General features: G+C 65.9%; 15 protein-coding genes and 1 tRNA gene. 6 read left to right on the top strand and 10 right to left on the bottom strand.

The window, feature by feature from the left end; translation table 11 throughout:
* From AC1DJB_RS14800 to AC1DJB_RS14790, 3 genes are all read left to right on the top strand, one after another.
* Positions 1 to 1,743 carry a urocanate hydratase gene (locus AC1DJB_RS14800; protein ID WP_476910554.1) on the top strand — a complete coding sequence of 581 codons (1,743 nt, stop codon included), beginning with the start codon at positions 1 to 3 and terminating at the stop codon, positions 1,741 to 1,743.
* 10 nt (positions 1,744 to 1,753) lie between these two features.
* Positions 1,754 to 3,346, top strand: coding sequence for a histidine ammonia-lyase (gene hutH / locus AC1DJB_RS14795; protein WP_306960746.1), 1,593 nt, complete (start codon positions 1,754 to 1,756; stop codon positions 3,344 to 3,346).
* 193 nt (positions 3,347 to 3,539) lie between these two features.
* Positions 3,540 to 3,788: a hypothetical protein gene (locus AC1DJB_RS14790; protein ID WP_059388455.1), complete on the top strand. Its 249-nt coding sequence runs from the start codon at positions 3,540 to 3,542 to the stop codon at positions 3,786 to 3,788.
* A gap of 117 nt (positions 3,789 to 3,905) precedes the next feature.
* On the opposite strand, the gene AC1DJB_RS14785 is transcribed toward AC1DJB_RS14790, so the two are convergent.
* The 8 genes from AC1DJB_RS14785 to AC1DJB_RS14750 form a co-directional block, all read right to left on the bottom strand.
* The gene (locus AC1DJB_RS14785; protein ID WP_059388456.1) at positions 3,906 to 4,127 is read right to left on the bottom strand and encodes a hypothetical protein; all 222 of its coding nucleotides are present in this window, start codon (positions 4,125 to 4,127) and stop codon (positions 3,906 to 3,908) included.
* Between the two features lie 98 nt (positions 4,128 to 4,225).
* On the bottom strand, positions 4,226 to 9,118 hold the full coding sequence (locus tag AC1DJB_RS14780; RefSeq protein WP_441437756.1) for an NAD-glutamate dehydrogenase: 4,893 nt from the start codon (positions 9,116 to 9,118) through the stop codon (positions 4,226 to 4,228).
* Positions 9,119 to 9,295: 177 nt separating this feature from the next.
* Entirely contained in the window at positions 9,296 to 10,156 is an 861-nt protein-coding gene (locus AC1DJB_RS14775; protein WP_476910553.1) for a phosphogluconate dehydrogenase C-terminal domain-containing protein, read from the bottom strand.
* Position 10,157: 1 nt separating this feature from the next.
* Positions 10,158 to 10,958 (bottom strand): sugar phosphate isomerase/epimerase family protein, encoded by an 801-nt coding sequence (locus AC1DJB_RS14770; RefSeq protein WP_307052916.1) that lies wholly within the window; start codon positions 10,956 to 10,958, stop codon positions 10,158 to 10,160.
* Entirely contained in the window at positions 10,955 to 11,776 is an 822-nt protein-coding gene (locus AC1DJB_RS14765; RefSeq protein ID WP_441437758.1) for a triose-phosphate isomerase family protein, read from the bottom strand. Before AC1DJB_RS14765 ends, AC1DJB_RS14770 begins: the two co-directional genes overlap by 4 nt.
* The gene (locus AC1DJB_RS14760) at positions 11,760 to 12,230 is read right to left on the bottom strand and encodes a ribose-5-phosphate isomerase (protein WP_284990433.1); all 471 of its coding nucleotides are present in this window, start codon (positions 12,228 to 12,230) and stop codon (positions 11,760 to 11,762) included. Before AC1DJB_RS14760 ends, AC1DJB_RS14765 begins: the two co-directional genes overlap by 17 nt.
* Positions 12,227 to 13,981, bottom strand: a complete 1,755-nt coding sequence (locus tag AC1DJB_RS14755; RefSeq protein WP_441437759.1) for a dihydroxyacetone kinase family protein — start codon at positions 13,979 to 13,981, stop codon at positions 12,227 to 12,229. The genes AC1DJB_RS14760 and AC1DJB_RS14755 overlap by 4 nt, the downstream gene beginning before the upstream one ends.
* Before the next feature lie 194 nt (positions 13,982 to 14,175).
* Complete coding sequence (locus AC1DJB_RS14750; protein ID WP_441433152.1) at positions 14,176 to 15,543, bottom strand: MFS transporter; 1,368 nt, start codon at positions 15,541 to 15,543, stop codon at positions 14,176 to 14,178.
* A gap of 250 nt (positions 15,544 to 15,793) precedes the next feature.
* Here AC1DJB_RS14750 and AC1DJB_RS14745 point away from each other — a divergent pair, with 250 nt between their 5' ends.
* Positions 15,794 to 16,537 (top strand): FadR/GntR family transcriptional regulator, encoded by a 744-nt coding sequence (locus AC1DJB_RS14745; protein ID WP_284990431.1) that lies wholly within the window; start codon positions 15,794 to 15,796, stop codon positions 16,535 to 16,537.
* A gap of 39 nt (positions 16,538 to 16,576) precedes the next feature.
* Here AC1DJB_RS14745 and AC1DJB_RS14740 read toward each other — a convergent pair.
* Positions 16,577 to 16,647 (bottom strand) — tRNA-Cys (locus tag AC1DJB_RS14740).
* Between the two features lie 212 nt (positions 16,648 to 16,859).
* Here AC1DJB_RS14740 and AC1DJB_RS14735 point away from each other — a divergent pair.
* Together AC1DJB_RS14735 and AC1DJB_RS14730 are read left to right on the top strand one after the other, a co-directional pair.
* Positions 16,860 to 18,593, top strand: a complete 1,734-nt coding sequence (locus AC1DJB_RS14735; protein ID WP_441437760.1) for a D-apionate lactonase family protein — start codon at positions 16,860 to 16,862, stop codon at positions 18,591 to 18,593.
* 18 nt (positions 18,594 to 18,611) lie between these two features.
* Entirely contained in the window at positions 18,612 to 19,367 is a 756-nt protein-coding gene (locus AC1DJB_RS14730; protein ID WP_441437761.1) for an SDR family NAD(P)-dependent oxidoreductase, read from the top strand.
* 85 nt (positions 19,368 to 19,452) lie between these two features.
* On the opposite strand, the gene AC1DJB_RS14725 is transcribed toward AC1DJB_RS14730, so the two are convergent.
* A complete protein-coding gene (locus AC1DJB_RS14725) occupies positions 19,453 to 20,088 on the bottom strand; it encodes a TetR/AcrR family transcriptional regulator (protein ID WP_059388461.1) in 636 nt (211 codons plus the stop codon).
* Positions 20,089 to 20,128 lie beyond the last annotated feature (40 nt).

Raw genomic sequence — 20,128 nt, 5'->3', positions numbered from 1 at the left:
ATGGCACCCGCTGATTTCACTACCGGAGCCCGTCCGGTCAAGGCCGCGCGCGGCACGGAGCTGACCGCGAAGAGCTGGCAGACCGAAGCGCCGTTGCGCATGTTGATGAACAACCTGGACCCGGAGGTCGCCGAGCGTCCGGATGACCTGGTCGTGTATGGCGGCACGGGCCGGGCTGCCCGGTCCTGGGCCGCGTTCGACGCGATCACCCGGACCCTGGAGACCATGGAGAMGGACGAGACGCTGCTGGTGCAGTCCGGCAAGCCCGTGGGCGTGTTCCGCACGAACGAGTGGGCGCCGCGGGTGCTTTTGGCSAACTCGAACYTGGTGGGGGACTGGGCGACGTGGCCGGAGTTCCGCCGCCTGGAGGCAGAGGGCCTGATGATGTACGGGCAGATGACCGCCGGGTCCTGGATCTACATCGGCACCCAGGGCATCCTGCAGGGCACCTACGAAACCTTCGCCGCCGTCGGGAACAAACTCAGGGCCGCAAGGCATGACACTGCCCGCCACCCGGCGCCGGCCGCGGAGGGTTCCACGGAGGGCCCGCTCGCGGGGACGCTGACGCTGACCGGCGGGTGCGGTGGCATGGGGGGGGCCCAGCCGCTCGCGGTGACCCTGAACGACGGGGCCTGCCTGATCGTGGACGTCGACGAGTCCCGGCTGCGCCGCCGGGTCGGCAAGCGCTACCTGGACGAGGTCGAAACCGACCTGGACACCGCGATCGCCAAAGTCCAGGCCGCCAAGGCCGAGCGCCGCGGCTGGTCCGTGGGCTACGTGGGCAACGCCGCCGAGGTCTTCCCCGAACTCCTGGCCCGCCACAAGGCCGGGGAGATCACCATCGATGTCGTGACGGACCAGACCTCCGCGCACGACCCGCTCTCCTACCTGCCCGAAGGCATCACCGTGGACGAGTGGCACACCGAGGCCGAAGCGGACCCGGAAGGGTTCACCAAGAAAGCCCAGGCCTCCATGGCCCGCCACGTCCAGGCCATGGTCGAGTTCCAGGACGCCGGGGCCGAGGTCTTCGATTACGGCAACTCGATCCGCGACGAGGCCCGCAAGGGCGGCTACGGCCGGGCGTTCGAGTTCCCCGGCTTCGTCCCGGCCTACATCCGGCCSCTGTTCTGCGAAGGACTGGGCCCGTTCCGCTGGGTCGCGCTCTCCGGKGACCCCGAAGACATCGCCGTCACCGAYRMSGCGATCAAGGAACTGTTCCCGGAGAACACCCACCTGCACAAATGGCTCGACGCCGCCGCCGAACGGGTCGAGTTCGAAGGCCTCCCGGCCCGGATCTGCTGGCTSGGCTACGGSGAACGYGCCAAGGCCGGGCTGCTGTTCAACCAGCTCGTCGCCGAGGGCAAGGTCAAGGCCCCGATCGTGATCGGCCGGGACCATCTGGACTCCGGCTCCGTGGCCTCCCCGTACCGGGAAACGGAGTCCATGAAGGACGGCTCCGACGCGATCGCCGACTGGCCCCTGCTCAACGCCCTGACCGCCGCGTCCTCGGGGGCGACCTGGGTCTCCATCCACCACGGCGGCGGCGTGGGCATCGGCCGCTCCATCCACACCGGCCAGGTCTCCGTCGCCGACGGCACCGAGCTCGCAGCCCAGAAACTCGAACGCCTCCTCACCAACGACCCCGGCATGGGCGTCATCCGCCACGCCGACGCCGGCTACGACCGCGCCATCGAAGTCGCCCACGAACGCGGCGTCCGCATCCCCATGGAAGAAAGCAAGTAGGAACACCCCGATGACAACCATTACCCACGAACCGCTGACCGTTACCCTCGGCTCCAGCGGAGTCACGCCGGAGGACGTCGTCGCCGTCGCGCGCTACGACGCCAAGGTGACCATCTCCCAGGAAGCCCTGGACACTGTTGCCAAGGTCCGCGCCCACATCGACGGCCTCGCGCACAGCGAAGTTCCGGCGTACGGCGTTTCGACGGGCTTCGGCGCCCTGGCCAACCGCCACATCCCCAATGAACTCCGCACCCAGTTGCAGAAGTCGCTCATCCGCAGCCACGCCGCAGGCATGGGCCCGGCAGTGGAGCGCGAAGTGGTCCGCGGCATCATGTTCCTGCGTGCCAAGACCCTGGCCTCGGGCCGCACGGGCGTTCGTCCCGTGGTCCTGCAGACCATGGTGGACGTCCTCAACGCCGGCATCACCCCGGTAGTCCGTGAATTCGGCTCCCTGGGTTGCTCGGGCGACCTCGCTCCGTTGTCCCACTGCGCTTTGGTCCTGATGGGCGAAGGCGAAGCCACCGGCCCCGACGGCGAGCTCTACGGCGCCGCCGGAAAGAAGCCGGTTGCCGAACTCCTCGCCGCGCACGGCATCGAGCCGGTGGTCCTCGCGGAAAAGGAAGGCCTCGCGCTCGTCAACGGCACCGAGGGCATGCTCGGCATGCTCCTGATGGCCATCGCCGACCTGCACCTGCTGCTTACGACGGCGGACATCACCGCGGCGCTCAGCGTCGAGGCGCTGCTCGGCACCGACCAGGTGTTCCTGCCTGAGTTGCACGCGGCCCTGCGGCCCCACCCGGGCCAGGCCGCAAGCGCGGACAACATGCTTCGGGTGCTTTCCAACTCGCCGATCGTCGCTTCGCACCGCGTCAACGACACCAAAGTCCAGGACGCGTACTCGCTCCGCTGCGCACCCCAGGTGGCCGGCGCGGTCCGCGACACCGTGACGCATGCCGAACTCGTGGCCTCCCGCGAGTTGGCTGCAGCCATCGACAACCCCGTGGTGCTCCCGGACGGCCGCGTGTCCTCCAACGGAAACTTCCACGGCGCCCCGGTGGCGTACGTCCTGGACTTCCTGGCGATCGCCGTGGCGGACCTGTCCTCCATCGCCGAGCGCCGCACGGACCGCATGCTGGACCCGGCCCGCTCGCACGGACTCCCGGCCTTCCTCGCAGACGATCCCGGAGTGGACTCTGGCCTCATGATTGCCCAGTACACCCAGGCCGGCCTCGTCTCGGACAACAAGCGGCTGGCCGTCCCGGCGTCGGTGGACTCCATCCCGAGCTCCGCCATGCAGGAAGACCACGTCTCCATGGGTTGGCACGCTGCCCGCAAGCTCCGGAAGGCCATCGAGAACCTGCGTCGCGTCCTGGCCGTGGAACTCGTGACGAGCGCCCGCGCCCTCGACATCCGCACCAAACTGTCCGGTGGAGAACTCACTCCGGGGCCTGCCGGCACCGCCGTGATCGAGGTGCTGCGCGGCGTCGTCGACGGTCCCGGAACTGACCGTTTCCTCTCACCTGAACTGGAAGCGGCAGACCGTCTTGTAGGCGCTGGCGAGGTGCGAACGGCCGCCGAATCCGCCGTCGGAATTCTCGCCTGACGCCGAACAAAATACTGTTCGAGTGAACAATAGGAAGCGCCCCGGAAATGTTTGGCAATACGTGCCCCGGGGCGCTTTCTGTGTAGTAGAACTTATGGTGTACGGCATGTCCACGCCGACGATGTCGTGGGCCTACCGGGGAATATCCGTTACAACTGAAAACAACGAACATCCACAAAGGGGTAGAAGTTCAATGAAGGCACGCGGGACAGTCCTGTCCAGGCGAATCGCACAGTCCGCCGTCGTTTCCAACTGGGGAACGTTGAAGGTGGGGGAGCGGATCGAAGTCGTAAGGCACGCACATGTGGTCGCGGCGGGGGAGGTGCAGGAAGTCTCGGGCAGCGGCAACGTTGTGTGGCTTGAACCCGCAGGACCTGGCGCCGATGAAGCCGCCAAACAGCTTTTCATGAAGTCCGACGGCGTGGAGTTGCGCCGGGTGTAGGGACTCCGCAAAAACCGGGTTAAAGGACCGGGGCTTGTTTCCCATTCCGCGCCGTCTTGGCGTGGTCTGGAAAACAAGCTCCGGTTTTCTTGTCTGTACCTATTTCAGGGCCTGTCCTTAGGCGGCGAGGACCTCACGGGTCTGGCCGAACGGGACGGACTCGTCCAAGGCGACCGTGTAGCTTCCGGGCTCCCGGCGGGTCACCAGGATCCCGCAGCGGCCGTCTTCGGCAGCGGCTTCGATGAGCGTGCTGACGGCTTCGTCGAGTCCGGCATGGACTTCGTCGACGGACGCAAAGGACAAATGGATCTCGTTGTTTTCTATCGTGGCAGTGCTCATTGGGGGCCTCCTTCTGCAGGATGCCGCGTTGGGGAGCGGCAATTCCTGCATAAAAGATAGCAAAGAGTCGTCGGATGTCTGTCATTCTGGGATCTGGATCACCGGCGTACCATCGCTCGCAAGAGCTTCACGGCCACGGAGAGTGCGGCTATATCCACCGGGCCGGGCTTGATCGCTTCCTTGATGGTGTCCTGGATGCGGGCGAGTTGTTCGATGTTTCCGCGTTCCCAATCCTGGATCCTTCCTATGGGGTCGGCGCTTGCCTCGGGGGAGCGGGGAGTGTGCCGGACCACGGCCTTGGTCATGTCGGCAAGGACCAGATACATGTCGTCGCGAAGGGCTGCGCGCGCCAAGGCCTCCCAGTGGGTGTCCCGCGGCAACAGCGTGATGTGTTCCAACAGGGGGATAGCCGAGATCCGTTCGAACACGGCGAAGTACACCTCGGCGACGTCCTCAACGGGCTCCTGCAATTCCTCGGCAATCGCGGAAATGTCCAAAAGGCCGTAGCTGACCAGGAGTTCCGAGGCTCGAAGGCCCAGCTCGTGTGGCAAGCCCACTGAATCCGAATGGGCAAGGCGCGTCAACGAGTGTTGCAGGTTGATCCCGTGCAGGAAGCGCGTGAAGTTCGCCCGCATCAGCGACATGGGCCGCTCGAGCCGGGCGAAGGCGTCCGCAATGGGCTTGTCGCGGAAATCGTGGGTGACGTACCAGCGGGTGGACCGGTCGAGGAGCCGGCGCATGTCCAGGGCCACGGCGCATCCATGTTCGCTCGGGACGCTTGCCGGTACCCGCGCGATGGCTTCAGTGACCGAATCGAAGTCCCAGATTCGGCGCATGACCACGAATCCGCGCGCGACCGCGGCCGCCGAAACCGTGGTCTCCTCCATGGCGCGGAACGCGAAGGCTATGCCGCCGAGGTTGATCATGTCGTTGGCCACCACAGTGGCAACGATTTGGCGGCGCAGGGGATGCGTGGAGAGGTCCTCGCCGAACCGTTCCGAGAGCTGACGGGGAAAATAGTCGCGCAGCGTTTTCGAAAACCATGGATCGTCCGCGAGCCCGCCCTCCGTCAGTTCCCGCGCGAGCTCGATCTTCGCATAGGCCGCCAGCACGGCGAGTTCAGGTGAGGTCAGTCCAACTCCGGTCCTTACTCGCGCCTGGATTTCCTTGGTTGTCGGCAGGCATTCGAGCTCCCGGTCCAGGTCCGTGGCTGACTCGAGCCAGTCCATGGTCCGTTCGAAGCTCGGGCTCCACTCGAGGACCAGTTGCCTGTCATTGAGGAGGAGGACGTTTTGGTCAACGTTGGTTTTCAGCACGAGCCTCCCCACTTCGTCCTGGAGTGAGTGCAGGAATTTCGTCCTTTCGTTGGGGGACATCTTGCCTGCGGCGATCATCCGGTCCAGGAAGATCTTGATGTTTACCTCGTGGTCCGAGCAGTCCACGCCGGCGGAGTTGTCGATGGCATCGGTGTTTACGCGGATTCCAGCCAGCGCAGCCTCGATCCTGCCGCGTTGGGTGATGCCGAGATTGCCGCCCTCGGCGATGATCCGGGTACGCAGTTGGGCGGCGTCCACCCGGATGGCATCGTTTGACTTGTCTCCGACGTCGGCATGGGTCTCGGCGGAAGCCTTGACGTAGGTGCCGATCCCACCGTTGTAGAGCAGGTCGACGGGGGCCGTGAGGACGGCCCTGAGCAGCTCAGGCGGGCTCATCGCCGTCGTGCCCTCCTCCAATCCCAAGGCGAGGCGGACAGGCTCGGTGATGCCGATTGATTTGTCGGCCCGGGAGAACACTCCTCCACCGGGACTGAGCTTCGCGGGGTTGTAGTCGGCCCAGGATGAGCGGGGGAGCTTGAAGAGCCGTTTCCGCTCGGCGAAGGAAATGGCCGGGTCCGGGGTGGGATCCAGGAAGATATGCCGGTGATCGAAGGCCGCCACAAGCTTGATGTGGTTCGAGAGCAGCATTCCGTTTCCGAACACATCGCCGCTCATGTCGCCGATGCCCACCACGGTGAAATCCTCGGCCCGGGAGTCGATGAGCAACTCACTGAAATGGTGCCGCACGGACTCCCAAGCGCCGCGGGCCGTGATGCCCATCTGCTTGTGGTCATAACCCACGGAACCGCCGGACGCGAACGCATCGCCCAGCCAGAATCCATACTCTGAGGCGAGGTCGTTGGCGATGTCGGAGAACGTGGCTGTGCCCTTGTCCGCGGCGACCACAAGGTAGTAGTCGTCGCCGTCGTGCCTCACCACGCGCGCCGGCGGGACGACGCGCTCGGCAACCAGATCGTCCGTGATGTCCAGTAGTCCACGAACGAAGATCCGGTAGCTTTCCTGGCCCTCGGCCAGCCAGTCCGCCCGGTCTTCGGCGGGGTCCGGGAGTTGTTTGGGGTAGAAACCGCCCTTGGCTCCGGTGGGAACAATGACGGCGTTCTTCACGGTCTGGGCTTTCACGAGCCCCAGGACCTCCGTGCGGAAGTCCTCCCGGCGGTCGGACCAACGCAAGCCGCCGCGGGCAATGGCGCCGAACCGCAAGTGGACGCCTTCCACGCGTGGCGAGTAGACCCAGATTTCGAATTGTGGCCGGGGTGCAGGTGCAGCCGGGATGGAGGAGGGGTTCAGCTTGAAACTCAAATACGGTTTGTTGAGGTAAAAGTTAGTGCGCAGGGTGGCCTCCACCAGGCTCGCCAGGGAACGCAACAGGCGGTCGGCGTCGAGGACCGGTACGGCGTCGATCGCTTCGGCCAGTTCCTTGCGCGCGGCGTTGGTGGCTTGCGTCCGCGAGCTGTACTTGCCGCGGTCCGTTTCGAACAGGTCGCTTCCAGCCGCCATCTGCTCAGCAGGCGTCTTGTCAGCGGGCGCCGGCGCCCGCAGTTCAGGATCGAACAGATCGGGGTCGAACCGGTCCGGATCGAACTTCGCCTCGAAGAGCGAAAGCAGAGCGCGGGTTGCCCGCACATTCTCACGAAGTGTATCCGCGATGAACCCGTACGAATTGGTGCTCCCCAGCTGCCGGAGGTACTTCGCATACGCGCGCAGGATGGCTGTCCGCCGCCAGTCGATCCCCTCCCGGATGACCAGGGCATCGAAGGCGTCGGACTCCGCATCTCCCCGCATCGCGGCACAAAACGAAGCGGCCAGGAGCTCGCCCGTTCGCACGGGATCAACTCCGCGCGGATACACGAGGCCAAGGTCGTAAAGGAAGAAGGACCGCCCGTCGGCACGCTGCACGTCGAACGGCCGCTGGTCCAGGACGCGCAAGCCTAGGTTGTGGAAGAGGGGCAGAATCTGGCTCAGGCTCTGCGGGTGGGTCAAATAGAGCCGAATCCGCGCATCCTCGGCGAGGACAGCGGTTCCCGGGCGCCTGTAGACGGTGAGCAGCGGGTCCGCGGTGTCGCCGTCGGCCTGGTCCCCGTCCATGGGCGCGAAACCCTCGAACCGGACGATGTCCTGAACGGCGTCTTCCACCTCGTAATCGGCCTTGTAGCTGGCCGGAAAGGCGGCAGCCCATTGCCGGGACAGCCGGGCGGCCTCGTCTGCTGGGAACCTTGCCCGCAAGGCTTCGTCCAGGCCTTCCGCCCAGGACCGCGTCGCGGCGATAATCCGCTGCTCCAGTACCGCAGGGTCGACGACGGCGGGCGCCCCCTCGCGTGGCAACAGGACCCGGAAGAACACCCGGGCCATGGCGGATTCGCCCAGGCGGAGCTCGAACTCGATGGCCCCGGAACCGAAGGCCTCGCGAAGTTCGCGTTCAATGTTGAGCCGGACGGCCGTGCTGTAGCGCTGCCGCGGCAGGAAGACCAATGCCGTCATGAAGCGGTTATGCGAGTCCGGACGAAGGAACAACCGGGTGCTGTGCCGTTCTTGGAGGCGCAGGATGTCCCGCGCGTGCTCCGCCAACTGCCCGGCGCCGATGTGGAAGAGCTCGTCGCGCGGATAAGCCTCCACCACGGCCAGCAGTTCCTTGCCGCGGTGTGATGCCGGCGGGTAGCCAAACGTCCGCAGTACCTCGTCCACAGTGTCCCGGATGACGGGAATCTGGAGTGCCGAACGGGACGCCGAGCTGGGAGCGAAAAGGCCGACCCAGGTGCGCTCGCCGATCTTGTCAGCCCCGGCCAGGGTGATTTCGTCGAGGTAGGCACGCCGGAGGACCGTTGAGCGGAGCGTCGACTTGGTGAGCGTCAGGAGGGGCTTTGCGCTCGGCCCACCTTCGGACGGCCCACCTTCGGGCGGCCCGGCCTCGGACGCGTCGCCCGCCACCTTCCGGAGCAGTCCGAGACTCCTCCGGCCGCGGTAGCCGAGGAACACGAAATTCCCGTCGTCCAGCCAGCGCAGCAACTCCCGGACCTCCCCGCCGCCGGACAAACCCGCCAAACCCCCGATCTCGTCGGCAAGTTCCTGGTGAATGGCAGCCGCGTCTTCCGCCGCGGCCCGGACATCGCCAAGGACACTCTGCAGCCGTTCAACGAGGTGTTCGGCACTCGTTTCGTCCGGAAGGCGGGAAATCTCGACGGCGATCCAAGCCTCCGCGAGCGGCCGGCCGTCGTCGTGCTCCAGAGGGGTGACCGGGACGGAAGGCTCGACGCCGGACGGCAGTCCGGTCCGCAGGGGGCCGCGGCGGACGTCGGTCAGGCGGTGGGTGGCTGGATCCCGGGTGACGGTAAAAGTGGGGTGGACCAGGAGCCCGATGGAGGCGTTGTCCCTGGCGATTTCCGCAGTGACCGACGGTACGAGGTAAGGCATGTCCTCGGTGACAATCGCTACGAGGCTCGCGTCGGCCTCGTTCAGGACGCCGATCACAGCTTGCCCGGGAGCCCGCCGTTCAGCCAATGAGCGGTGGTACCGGGCACGCTCGAGGAGCGTGTCCGTGGTGTAGTTGCGGACATCATCATCGGCCACGTGTTCGTAGTAGTCGGTCAGGAATCGGTCCGGGGCGCCGGGGGCAGTGCCTCCCAGGGCGTGGTCCGCGGGCTCGATCCTGGGTGACATGTCGCTGCGCCTCCGCTGCGCAAGGAGCGGCCGTGCTGTAGCGGTCGGCGAAGTCCTGCGCCTGATTTCATGATGGCTGGCGCGGGGCGGGCAGTAAACCCCTGGAATGCGCCGCGAGATGGCACTTCACGTCAGTAATTGCCGTGAACTGCCATCTCGCGGGTGGTGATGAATCGCCTAGCGCTTGACGGCGTCCAGCTTGAGCATCTTGGCGATGACGCCGTCGAGCTCGGAGTCGTCGAAGATCTTCTTCCAGTCGTCCTTGATGATGGTGTCCTTGCCGTACTGGATGGCGATTTCGCAGGCCTCGGAGAACGGGGTGGAGCCGCGCAGGGCGTTGGTCAGGGCAATCTGCACGTGACCGAACAGCATGGCCTTGGCTGCTTCTTCGGGGACGCCGGCGGTGTGCACGGTTTCGTGGAGGGCTTCGTTGAGCAGGGTGCCGATCATGCAGGCGACGGTCTCCACGAGGGTGGGTTCCAGGATGGCTAGCTGCTTCACGGTGACCCAGTGGACGTCGATGACGGGGGCGTAGATGGTGCGGATGGTCGCCTCGGCTGCGTCGCGGGTTGCCGCGGGTGCGTCCTCGTCGATCGCTGCCACGACGTTCTGCGGGGCGCCCTGGCCGCCGAAGGTGTCGGCCCATTCTTCCTTGGTGGTCCGCTCAAGGAACACGGAGGGGTGGCACGGGTGCGCGACGGCCTGGACGACGTCGTCGCGCTTGGCCAGTAGTCCGGCGTAGGCGGCGGCCGGGTCCAGGGTGAGGAGGATCGAGCCGGGCTTCATCTGCGGGACGACGCCTTCGGACACGATGCCCAGGACGGTGTCCGGCACGGCGAGGATCACGACGTCGGCGCCCTTGACGGCGTCGTCCGTTGCGGTGATCTCGCGGCCCTCGGCGCGGACGCGGTCCTGGCCGGCGGGAGAGTTCTCGCTGTAGGTGACCGTGTGGCTGCTCTTCTGGAGGTTGGCGGAAACGCGCATCCCCATCTTGCCACCGGCTCCGACAACGGCGACGGTCAATTGTTCTGCTGACATTTCACTTGCTCCTTAGGAATTCGAGGCTTTGTTGGGTCCACTGGTTTTCGAGGCGGATGGTTTCCGCCTCGGAGTCCTGCCAGGGCAGCCAGTGTTCGACGATCTGGTTGATGTTTCTTTGCGAGGGCTGGATCTTGCCGGCCATGTAGTCGTAATCCAGGAGGCCTTCGCCGAGCGGCGCGCCGGAGTACGTGAACCCGACCCACCCCTCCTTGCGGCTGAACGCAAAGTCTTTGATGTGCATGTTCAGGACATAGGGCGCGACGGCGTCAATCACCTCGCGCGGCATCTCCAGCGCCGCGACGGTATTGGCGGGGTCGCTGCAGATCCCGAGGTACGGGCTGTCCACCCGGCGGATCACGTCCAGGATCCGTGCGGTAGGCACCTGTTCGTAGGTTTCGACGGCGATCCGCACGCCTGCCGCTTCGAAGGCCGGCAGGACCTCGGTGAAGATCGCGGTGGCTTCGTCGGCGTCGGGCGCGTGGCCGGGGACGTTGAACATGGTCCTCAGTAGCTCCGAGCCAAGGATCCGGGCGATGTGCAGGAACTTGCGCAGGTGCTCCGGACGGATGCCCTTCGTGCCGAGTTCCAGCGTGATGCCGAGGGAGTCCGCGGTTGAGCGGACGGCGGCGAGTTCGTCGTCGGACATGTGCTCGAGGGGAGCATAGTCGCAGATCTGGAACAGCTCGACGCCCAGGTCCGCAGTGCAGGCCAGCGCGTCGTGGATGCTCAGCGGCGCCGAGACGGCGTCCGAGAGTTGCCAGAAGAACGCGTAGCTGCTCAGGCCGATGGTCGAGCTCATACTGTCACCCCTTTCCCAACAAGGCGTGCGGCAGCCTCGTCCAGGATGGTCTTGAGGGCTTCCGGATCGTGCGCGAAGCGGCCGAGGAACAGGCCGGCAACGGACATGTCCAACTGGCTGATCAGCCCGGGGCCCGCGCTGCCGCCGTAAATGACACGGCTCCCGGCCTGTCCCGGCAACGAGCGGAGGTGCTCGTCGAGGCCGCGGACCACGGCGCTGGTGTATTCGGGCGTCGCGGGTTCCGGCGCGCCGATGGCCCACTGCGGTTCGTACGCCACGATGGTCCGGCCTGCGGGACCGAGCGATTGCGCCCGCTTGAGGGCGGCGTCGATCTCGGCGGAGCAATGGGCGATGGCCTCTTCGGCTGAACCGGAGTTCAGTTCGCCGACGCACAGAACCGGGGTGAGGCCGTTGCGGTAGGCTGCCGCGGTCTTGAGCCCGATGACCCGGTGGTCCTCGCCGAAGATCCTGCGGCGTTCGGCGTGCCCGATTTCGACGTAGCTGCCGCCGATCTCGGCCACCATCTTCCCGCTGACCTCGCCGGTGTATGCGCCTTCGTCTTCCCAGAAGATGTCCTGCGCGCCCGTGCCTGCGCCGGACGTTTCGAGGAGTCGGCCGGCGTCCGCTAGAACGGGGAAGGCCGGCAGGACGAACAACTCGACCTCGCCGCTCCGGACCGCGGGATGCGCGGCCGCGATGGACGCCACTTCCCGGCAGTATTCGAGCGTGCGCTCGTAGCCGAAATACATCTTCAGGCTGACGCCGATGATCGCCTTCTCATTCGTCCCGCCGACGGCGGGTTTAGCAGGAAGTGACACCCTCGTAGTCCTTAATAAGCGTGACTTTCTCGGCGGAGGCTGAGGACTCGTCGAACGTGTAGGTGAGCCACTCCTTGGCGAGGCGGCGGGCCAATTCCAGGCCGACGACGCGCTGTCCGAAGGTGAGGACCTGCGCGTTGTTGCTCAGGACGGCCCGTTCCACGGAAAAGCTGTCGTGGGCGGTGACGGCGCGGATGCCGGGGACCTTGTTGGCTGCGATGGCCACCCCCAGCCCGGTGCCGCATACCAGCAGGGCACGGTCGGCCTTGCCAGCGGCGATGAGCTCGGCAGCAGCGATGGCCACGGACGGGTACGGGGTGTGGCTGACGGCATCCACCCCGACGTCGGTCACGGATTCGACCAGTTCACTGGCCTCGAGGTCGGCCCTCAGGGCTTCCTTGTACTCGAATCCGGCGTCGTCCGATCCGATGACCAGGCGCAGTTTGGTGCTCATGCTGTCTCCTTCATGCTGTTTTCGATCGTGTTCTCCCGGAGGAGGGACTCGTGGATCGCCTTGACGATCAGGGCCATCGAGACTGCTCCGGCATCCGGGGTGCCCAAGCTCTTCTCGGCATGCGGGCGGGCGCGGCCCATCAGCGGCAGCAGGTTCGCGGTTGCCTCGGCGGCCTGTTGGGCAGCCACGACGGCGGTGCCCCACGCGTCCGTCAAGGACCGGCCGTCCTGCACGCCGGCTTTGAGGGCGTCGCGGAACGGGACCAGGACGTCCACCAAGGTCTTGTCGCCCACTTTGGCTTTGCCGAAGTTCATGATGGCTGCGGCGGCGTCCGCCACGCCGGTGGCTACAGCACCGCCGTCGGGCGCGTTGGCGTCGCCCAAAGCGTCACCGACGGCCCGCAGCGCCATGCCCCACAGCGCACCGGAGGTTCCGCCGGCCTTGTCTGCCCAGGCGTCTCCGGCGAAGTGCAAGGTGGTGGCCGCACCGGCACCGCGTACGACGGCGTCTGCCGCGGCTTCGACCGCGGCGCGGACTCCGCGTTCCATGCCGATACCGTGGTCGCCGTCTCCGGCGATCGCGTCGATCCTGCCAAGTTCCTCGGCGTTCGCGTCGACGACGTCCTTGGCGGCGCCAAGTGCGGCGAGGACGCGGACGGCGGCCGCGCGGGACTCAGCCGAGGCGGCAGGGATGGAAAGTTCGACGTCGGCCAGCCCGCCGTCGTCGGATGCCAGCGCCTGGGCCGTGACCGCGCCGCGGCGGAAGGCCGGGGCGTCGGCCGGTGCGAGCCAGAGTTGTTCGAGTTCCTCGTCCAGCCAGAAGAGGGTCAAGGATGTGCCTGCCATGTCGAAGCTGGTCACGAGCTCGCCCACCTGCGGATCCAAAGCCTCGAGTCCTGCCTCAGCGAGGAGCTGCGCGACGCGGCGGTACACGACGAACAGTTCCTCGTACTTCACGCTGCCCAGGCCATTGAGGATCGGGACGACGCGGGCACCACTGATCTGGACACCCTCGGGGATTTCGGCAAGGAGCTTGGCGACCATCAGCTCGGCGAGCTCATCCGCCGTCGGGATGTCCGTTTCGCCGATGCCTGGTTCGCCGTGGATTCCCATGCCCACCGCCATCCGGCCCTCGGGGACGGTGAAGAGCGGCCGCTCCGCGCCGGGCAGCGTGCACCCGGTGAACGCGACGCCGAAGGAACGGGTGCGGTGGTTGGCGCGTTCGGCGATCTGCACGACGTCGTCCATGGTGTAGCCGGCCTCGGAGGCTGCGGCGGCGACCTTGAAGACGGTCAGGTCCCCGGCAATACCCCGGCGCTTGTGCATCTCGCTTGCGGGGGCGGAGGAGATGTCGTCCGTCACGGCGATGCTGCGGCAGTCGATTCCCTCCTTGCGGAGCTTCTCCTGCGCCTGGGTGAAATGCAGGACATCCCCGGCGTAGTTGCCGTAGCCCAGGAGCACGCCACCGCCGTTGTCCGACGCCCTGGCCACGTTGTAGACCTGCTGCGCGGACGGCGAGGCGAAGAGGTTGCCCATCGCTGCGCCGTGCGCCAGGCCCTGGCCGACGAGCCCCCCGAAAGCCGGGTAGTGGCCCGAACCGCCGCCGATCACCAGCGCTACCGTGCCGGGAGTGCTCCGGGTGCTGCGGGCCACGCCGCCGGAGACGCGCCGTACCCAGCGGCCGTGCGATGCGACGAAACCTTCGATCATTTCGTCGGCGAAGGCTGCGGGTTCATTGAACAAGCGGGTCATGCGGAACTCCTGGACCTGTCGGTGGAAATCATGGTGAGAACTGGCGCCTGCCTGGGGGCAGGCCGGCCGGGCGGGGCGGCGGTGTGGCTGCGTGGTGTGGCGTGGGACGGTAACCCAACTGACTAGCAGTTGTTGTCGTTATGAGGGCTCATAACGACAACAACTGCGAGTTAGTTGGGCGGGCCGGGCGCGGGTTAGGGCTGGGTTTGCTGGCTGGCGCCTGCGGGATCCAGAGCCTCGGCGGGGGCGCCTTCGCTGGCTTCTCCCCGGCGGCTGAGGACGACCATGAGGATCGAGGAAAGGAGCATGAAGCCACCCACCACGAACATGGGCACCACGTAGCTTCCCGTCCAGTCCTTGAGCCAACCCGTGATGTAGCCGGCGCTGAAGCCTGCGAGGTTGCCGACGGTGTTGATCAGCGCGATTCCGGCTGCGGCCGCCGCCCCGGTGAGGAACTGCGTGGGCACCGTCCAGAAGTTCGGCAGGGCCGCGAAGATGGACATGGCGGTGATGGTGATGACGGCGATCGTCGCGGCCGGGGACCCTGCGAACAGCGCCAACGGAATGCTGACGGCGCCGGTCAGCGCGGGAAGCGCGATGTGCCACGTCTTGACGCCGCGCTTGGTTGCGTCCCTGGACCAGAAGTACAGGGCGACGGCGGCAGGCAAGTACGGGATGGCCGTGATGAGGCCTTGCTGGAAGACGTCGAATTTCGTGCCGAACTGGGACTCGAAACCCTTGATGATGGTCGGCAGGAAGAACCCGAGGGCGTAGAGGCCGTAAATGAAGCCGAAGTAGATTAGGGAAAGCATCCAAACGCGGCCGTTGCCGAACACGGTGCGGACGCTGACGTGCTTGTTGATGGCAGAAGTCGCCGCCTTTTCCTTGTCGAGCGCACCGGTCAGCCAGGTCTTTTCCTCCGACGTCAGCCACTTGGCCTTGGCGGGGGAGTCTGCCAGGTAGAACCAGGAGATGACGCCGATGGCGATCGCGGGGATGGCGACACCGAAGAACATGAACCGCCAGCCCTCAAGGCCGAAGAACACGCCGTGCTGCTGGATCAACGCTCCGGCCAGTGGAGCGCCGATCACCGTGGTCAACGGCTGTGCCAAGTAGAAGAGGGCGAGGATCTTGCTTCGGTGTTTTGCGGGGACCCAGAGGCTCAGGAAGAGGATGGCGCCGGGGAAGAATCCGGCTTCCGCCACACCCAGAATGAAGCGCAGGACGTAGAGCTGGTCCACGTTGCCCACCCAGGTGAACACGAGGGACACAATGCCCCAGCTGACCATGATTCGGGCCAGCCAGCGGCGCGCGCCGAACTTGTGCAAAGCAAGGTTGCTGGGAACCTCCAGCAGGATGTAGCCGATGAAGAAAACTCCGGACGCGAAACCGAACTGCGCTGCGGAGAGCGCCAGGTCCTTGTTCATGCCGTTCGGGCCGGCGAACGAGATGGCCGTCCGGTCCAGGTAATTGATGAAGAACATCAAGGCGACGAACGGCACCAGCCGGTTCGCGACTTTCTTGATGGCCGATCTTTCGACCACCGATTGTGTGGTGTCCACATTGACTCCTAGAGGTTGCCGGAGCGCGTTGTCCTTCTGTGGACCAGGCGGCTCGGGTTTTCTTAGTGCCGATCCGTGGACTTCGATGCCTCAGGACCGAGCTAAGCGTGTGATAAAAACCATAAACACCAGGGAGTAAATTGGTCAACCGGTTGACTGATCTTAATTTTCGCGCGCCGGATTCACGTGACCCCCGCACCTACGAATTCGGTGCGGGAGAAATTGGTCATCCGGTTGCTACGCTGTGAAGATGTCAGCGAATTCCGCCGCCGCAGCGGCCCATATGACGGCAGCCCTTGCTCCGATGGAGCACGGCTCCGTCGTCTCCGAGGTCGCCGAGAGGTTGCTCGCGTACTTCACCAGCGGCGACATAGCGGCGGGAACCCGGCTCCCGGCCGAGCGCCAATTGGCGGCTTCGCTCGGCGTCGGGCGTTCGGCGGTTCGCGAGGCGTTGGCCGCGTTGGAAATCCTCGGCATCGTCATCGTCCGGCCGGGGTCCGGAACCTATTTGCGCGACGGCGTCTCCGAACTTCTGCCCCGCACCCTCAGTTGGGGACTCATGCTCGGCGAGCCGCGCACACGCGAACTCGTGGAGCTGCGCAGTGGATTGGAGGTCCAAGCGGTTCAGTTGGCCGCGGCCCGCATTACCGACGAGGCCCTGGAGCGCATGCGAGCCAACCTTGATTCGATGGAGGCCGGGCTGGATAACCTCGCGGTTTTCGTCGAGGCCGACGCCGCGTTCCATAAGGAAATCGCGTCCGCTTCCGGGAACCAGGTCCTCCAGGAACTCCTGCAGAGCATTAGGTCGCTCTTGCGAATCTGGGTGGACCGGGCACTGACCGATGAAGGCCATGCCGCCGCCGCGCTCGCCGAGCATCGCGCGATCTTCAAGGCGCTCGAGTCCCGGGACGCCGCCTTGGTGACAGAGGCCATGGTCTCGCACATGGGCACAGCGTCCCGCCGCCTGCTGGCGGGCTACGACGCCGCCCAATAGCTCGGCCCCTGGGCGTTTCGCCCCAGGACAACACACGAGACGTGGTGGCGGGATTCGAACCCGCGTGCGCTGCTTTGCAGGCAGCTCCCTGGCCTCTCGGGTACACCACGTGCATCGAGGTTAGGCAGGCCGCGGCGCGCCAACCAATAATGGTTTCGAAACCTTTCGCCGGGTTGCGTGGCGTTGCTCCAAGTGACCTACCGCGACGCGAACCGCAGCGCGTGAGTTCTCAAATATTGGTCAACCGGTTGACTCATCGCATGGCCCGCATCACAATTGATTCCAATTACGCCTACTTCCGTCCTCGCTGCAAAGGCCCGCTGTGCTCAACGACGAAAACCACGCCAGGCTATTCGCCCCATCGGAAACGGTGGAAGCAGCAGCTTGGGGAGCCGAGCTTCGCAACGATGAACTCTCGGACATCACGTTCAACGGCATGCCAGTACTGCGGGCCATTCGCGCAGTGGTCCGCGATCACGACTGGCGCACCCTCGTGCCCACGGTCAGCAGGGTCGCGCAACACTCCCGCGACGGCGGTGTCACCCTCCTGCTCGACATCGACTTCGCCGGTTTCGGCTCCAGCTACACCGGCGAGCTCGCCATCCACTTCACGAAGAACAGCGTCAAAGTGACGTTCGACGGCGTCGCTCCCGCTGCCTTCCGCAGCAACCGGATCGGACTCGTGGTGCTGCACCGCCCCGACGACGCCGGCCGCGCGGTGACCATCGGCAGTCCCGGTGGCGCCAGCACGCCGTCGTTCTTCCCCGTGGACATCAGTCCGCACCAGCCCTTCATGGACCTTTCTTCCATGGAGTGGGAGCGCGACGGAACCCGGTTCAGGCTCGACTTCCACGGCGACGTCTTCGAGACCGAAGACCAACGGAACTGGACAGACGCTTCCTTCAAGACGTACAGCACGCCGCTGTCCAAGCCGTTTCCGGTGGAAGTTTCCGCCGGCGATCGCGTCCACCAGTCGGTGCTCCTGACGGTGACTTCCGGGTCCGCCGCGCCGTCGTCAGTTCGGCAGCCAGAAAGTGTCCTCACCGTGCTCGACGGCGGCACGGCCCGGGTGCCGGCGCTTTCGCTTTCGGCCACCTCGGCCACAGCACCCAGAACCCGTTCCGAGCCCATCCCCGGCCTGGACGCCCTGCTTCTGGAGCTGGCACCCGGACCGGACAATGAGCGCACGGTCCGTGGGGCCGCGGATGAGGCAACGGACCTGAACGTTCCGCTGGATGTGCGGCTCTCCGTCGATTCGCCGCAGCGCATCGGGGAACTCCTCGAGCTCCTGCCCTTGGACAATGTGCTGCGGCTCGCGGTGTTCGACGCTTCCAGCCACGTCACGGAGCCGGAGCTCTGGGCTGAACTCAGGGATGAGGCTCGGCGGCGCGAATTTGGCGGTGCACTGCTTGCCGGAGCGCGGTCGCACTTCACCGAGCTGAACCGCAGCGCGGATCGCCTCCCCCCGGACGCCGACGCCGTGTCCTTCAGCATCACGCCGCAAATGCACGCCACCGAAGTGCCACACGTCGTGGAGACCCTGCCGATGCAGCGTCTTGTCGCGCTCAATGCCCTCCGGATCGGCCCGGGGCGGCCGCTGCACCTCGGCCCGGTGACCCTGAAGGCGCGGTTCAACGCCGTCGCCACAGAGGGTGACGATGCGGCAGCCGAAGCCATGGCCACGGACCCGCTGCAGCCCGAGGGTTTCACGGCCGCTTGGCTGCTGGGCAGCATCGCAGCGCTCAGCGTTCCCGGCGTCGAATCCGTCAGCTATTTCGAGGCAACGGGACCGCGCGGGATTCGCGGACCCGGCGGCCTCACGCCCGCGGGCGAGCTGCTGGCCGCCCTCGCCGCCGTGCGCGAGTGCGAGGTCCTTGAGGTAGCTGGCGAGGTGCCCGGCGTCGTGCTGTATCCCGTGCGCGACGGCGGCCGGACGGTTTTGTTTGCCGCCAACCTCACTGCCCAAGCGCTGAGCGTCGTCGTCCGGCTCCCGGGTAGCCACACCACCAATCTTGAATTTGAGCCGTGGACTGCAGTTGTCCGCCGCGTCGACTGAACTGAAAGAGGAACAACAATGAGCAAACGGCTGGACGGCAAGACCGCCCTTGTCACGGGAGCAGGCTCCGGCATCGGGCTGGCCGTGGCCCAGCGTTTCGTCGCCGAAGGCGCCCGCGTGTACTTCGCCGACATCAACCTGGAAGCCGCCGAGAAGGCTGCCGCTGTCACGGGATCAGCCCTCGGACAGGCTTTGCGCATGGATATCTCGGACGAAGCCAGCGTCATTGCGGCCTACGCTGCCGTGGCGGAAGACGGACCGCTCGACGTCGTCGTTGCCAATGCCGGCGTGCAGCTGTTCGGGCAGGACGCCCGTGTCGGGGACCTGGACTTGGCGGTTTGGGAAAAAACCGTCGCCATCAACCAGCGCGGGGCCTTCCTCACACTCAAGCACGCAGTCCGGGCCATGGAAGGCCGTGGCGGATCGATCATTTGTACCGGCAGTCCCACCGCGGTGGTGGCCTGCGGGCAGACCTTCACCGCGTATACGAGTTCCAAGGCCGGGGTACATGGCTTGGCGCGGGTTGTTGCCGCCGACTACGCCGCCGCGGGCATCCGGGTCAACACCGTAGTGCCCGGTTACACCGAGACCCCGCTCGTGCAGACCATCGCAGACGATCCCGTGAGCCGTGCCGGCCTGGTCAACTCCACGATGCTCGGCCGCCCCGGAACCGCGGCCGACGTCGAGGGCATCATGGTGTTCCTCGCCAGCGACGATTCCGCGTACGCCACGGGCGGTCTGTTTACCGTGGACGGTGGCCTGACGGCGCTGTGACGCCTGAGCCCCCGGCCCACCCAACTGACTAGCAGTAGATGTCGTTTTGAGGGCTCATAACGACACTTACTGCGAGTTAGTTGGGCTAGAAGCTCTCGGTCGTGACGGCGTTGAGGTACGCCGCGACTTCGGAGGGCATGTCCACGGAATCGTTGTCGAGGAGCCACTGGACCTGCAAGCCGTCCATGAGCGCGGTCAGCTGGCGTGCCGCTGTGGCAGGCGCGACGCCGGGCCGTAACGTGCCTTCGTCCGCCATGTGCGAGAAAGCATCGCTCAGCAAGCCGCGTACCCGCTCGTACCGTTCAAGAAAGTACTCGTGGGCGGGGTGCTCGGGGTCAGTGGCTTCCGCGGACAGTACGCAGTACAGCGCCACGAGGCCTGGGATGGTGGTGTTGTGCCGGGTCAGATCCACCATGGCGTGCAGCAAGTCCGCACCCTTGGCATCCAGGGCCCCGGTGTAGATCGCGGACTCGTCGTCGCGGAAGGTCAAGACTGCCTCAAGCAAGGCTTCCTTGCTGGGAAAGTGGTGCAGGAGCCCTGCTTGGGTCAGGCCCACTTTGTCCGCCACGTCCTTCAGCGAGCCCGAGCGGTATCCCGAGGATGAAAAGACGTCGAAGGCGGCCTTCAGGATTTCCTGCCTCCGGGCCTCCGTCTTGGCATAAGTCCCGCGGCGCCCTCGGCGCACCGTTTCGGGCTGGATGCCGCCCGCCGTCTCTTTCATGGATCAACCCTAACAACGTCGATTTTCAATAAGTCCATCA

This window comes from Arthrobacter sp. 01T428 (genome assembly GCF_056398685.1).
The sequence above is the reverse complement of the archived record's forward strand: the minus strand, read 5'-3'. Positions and strand labels throughout refer to the sequence as shown.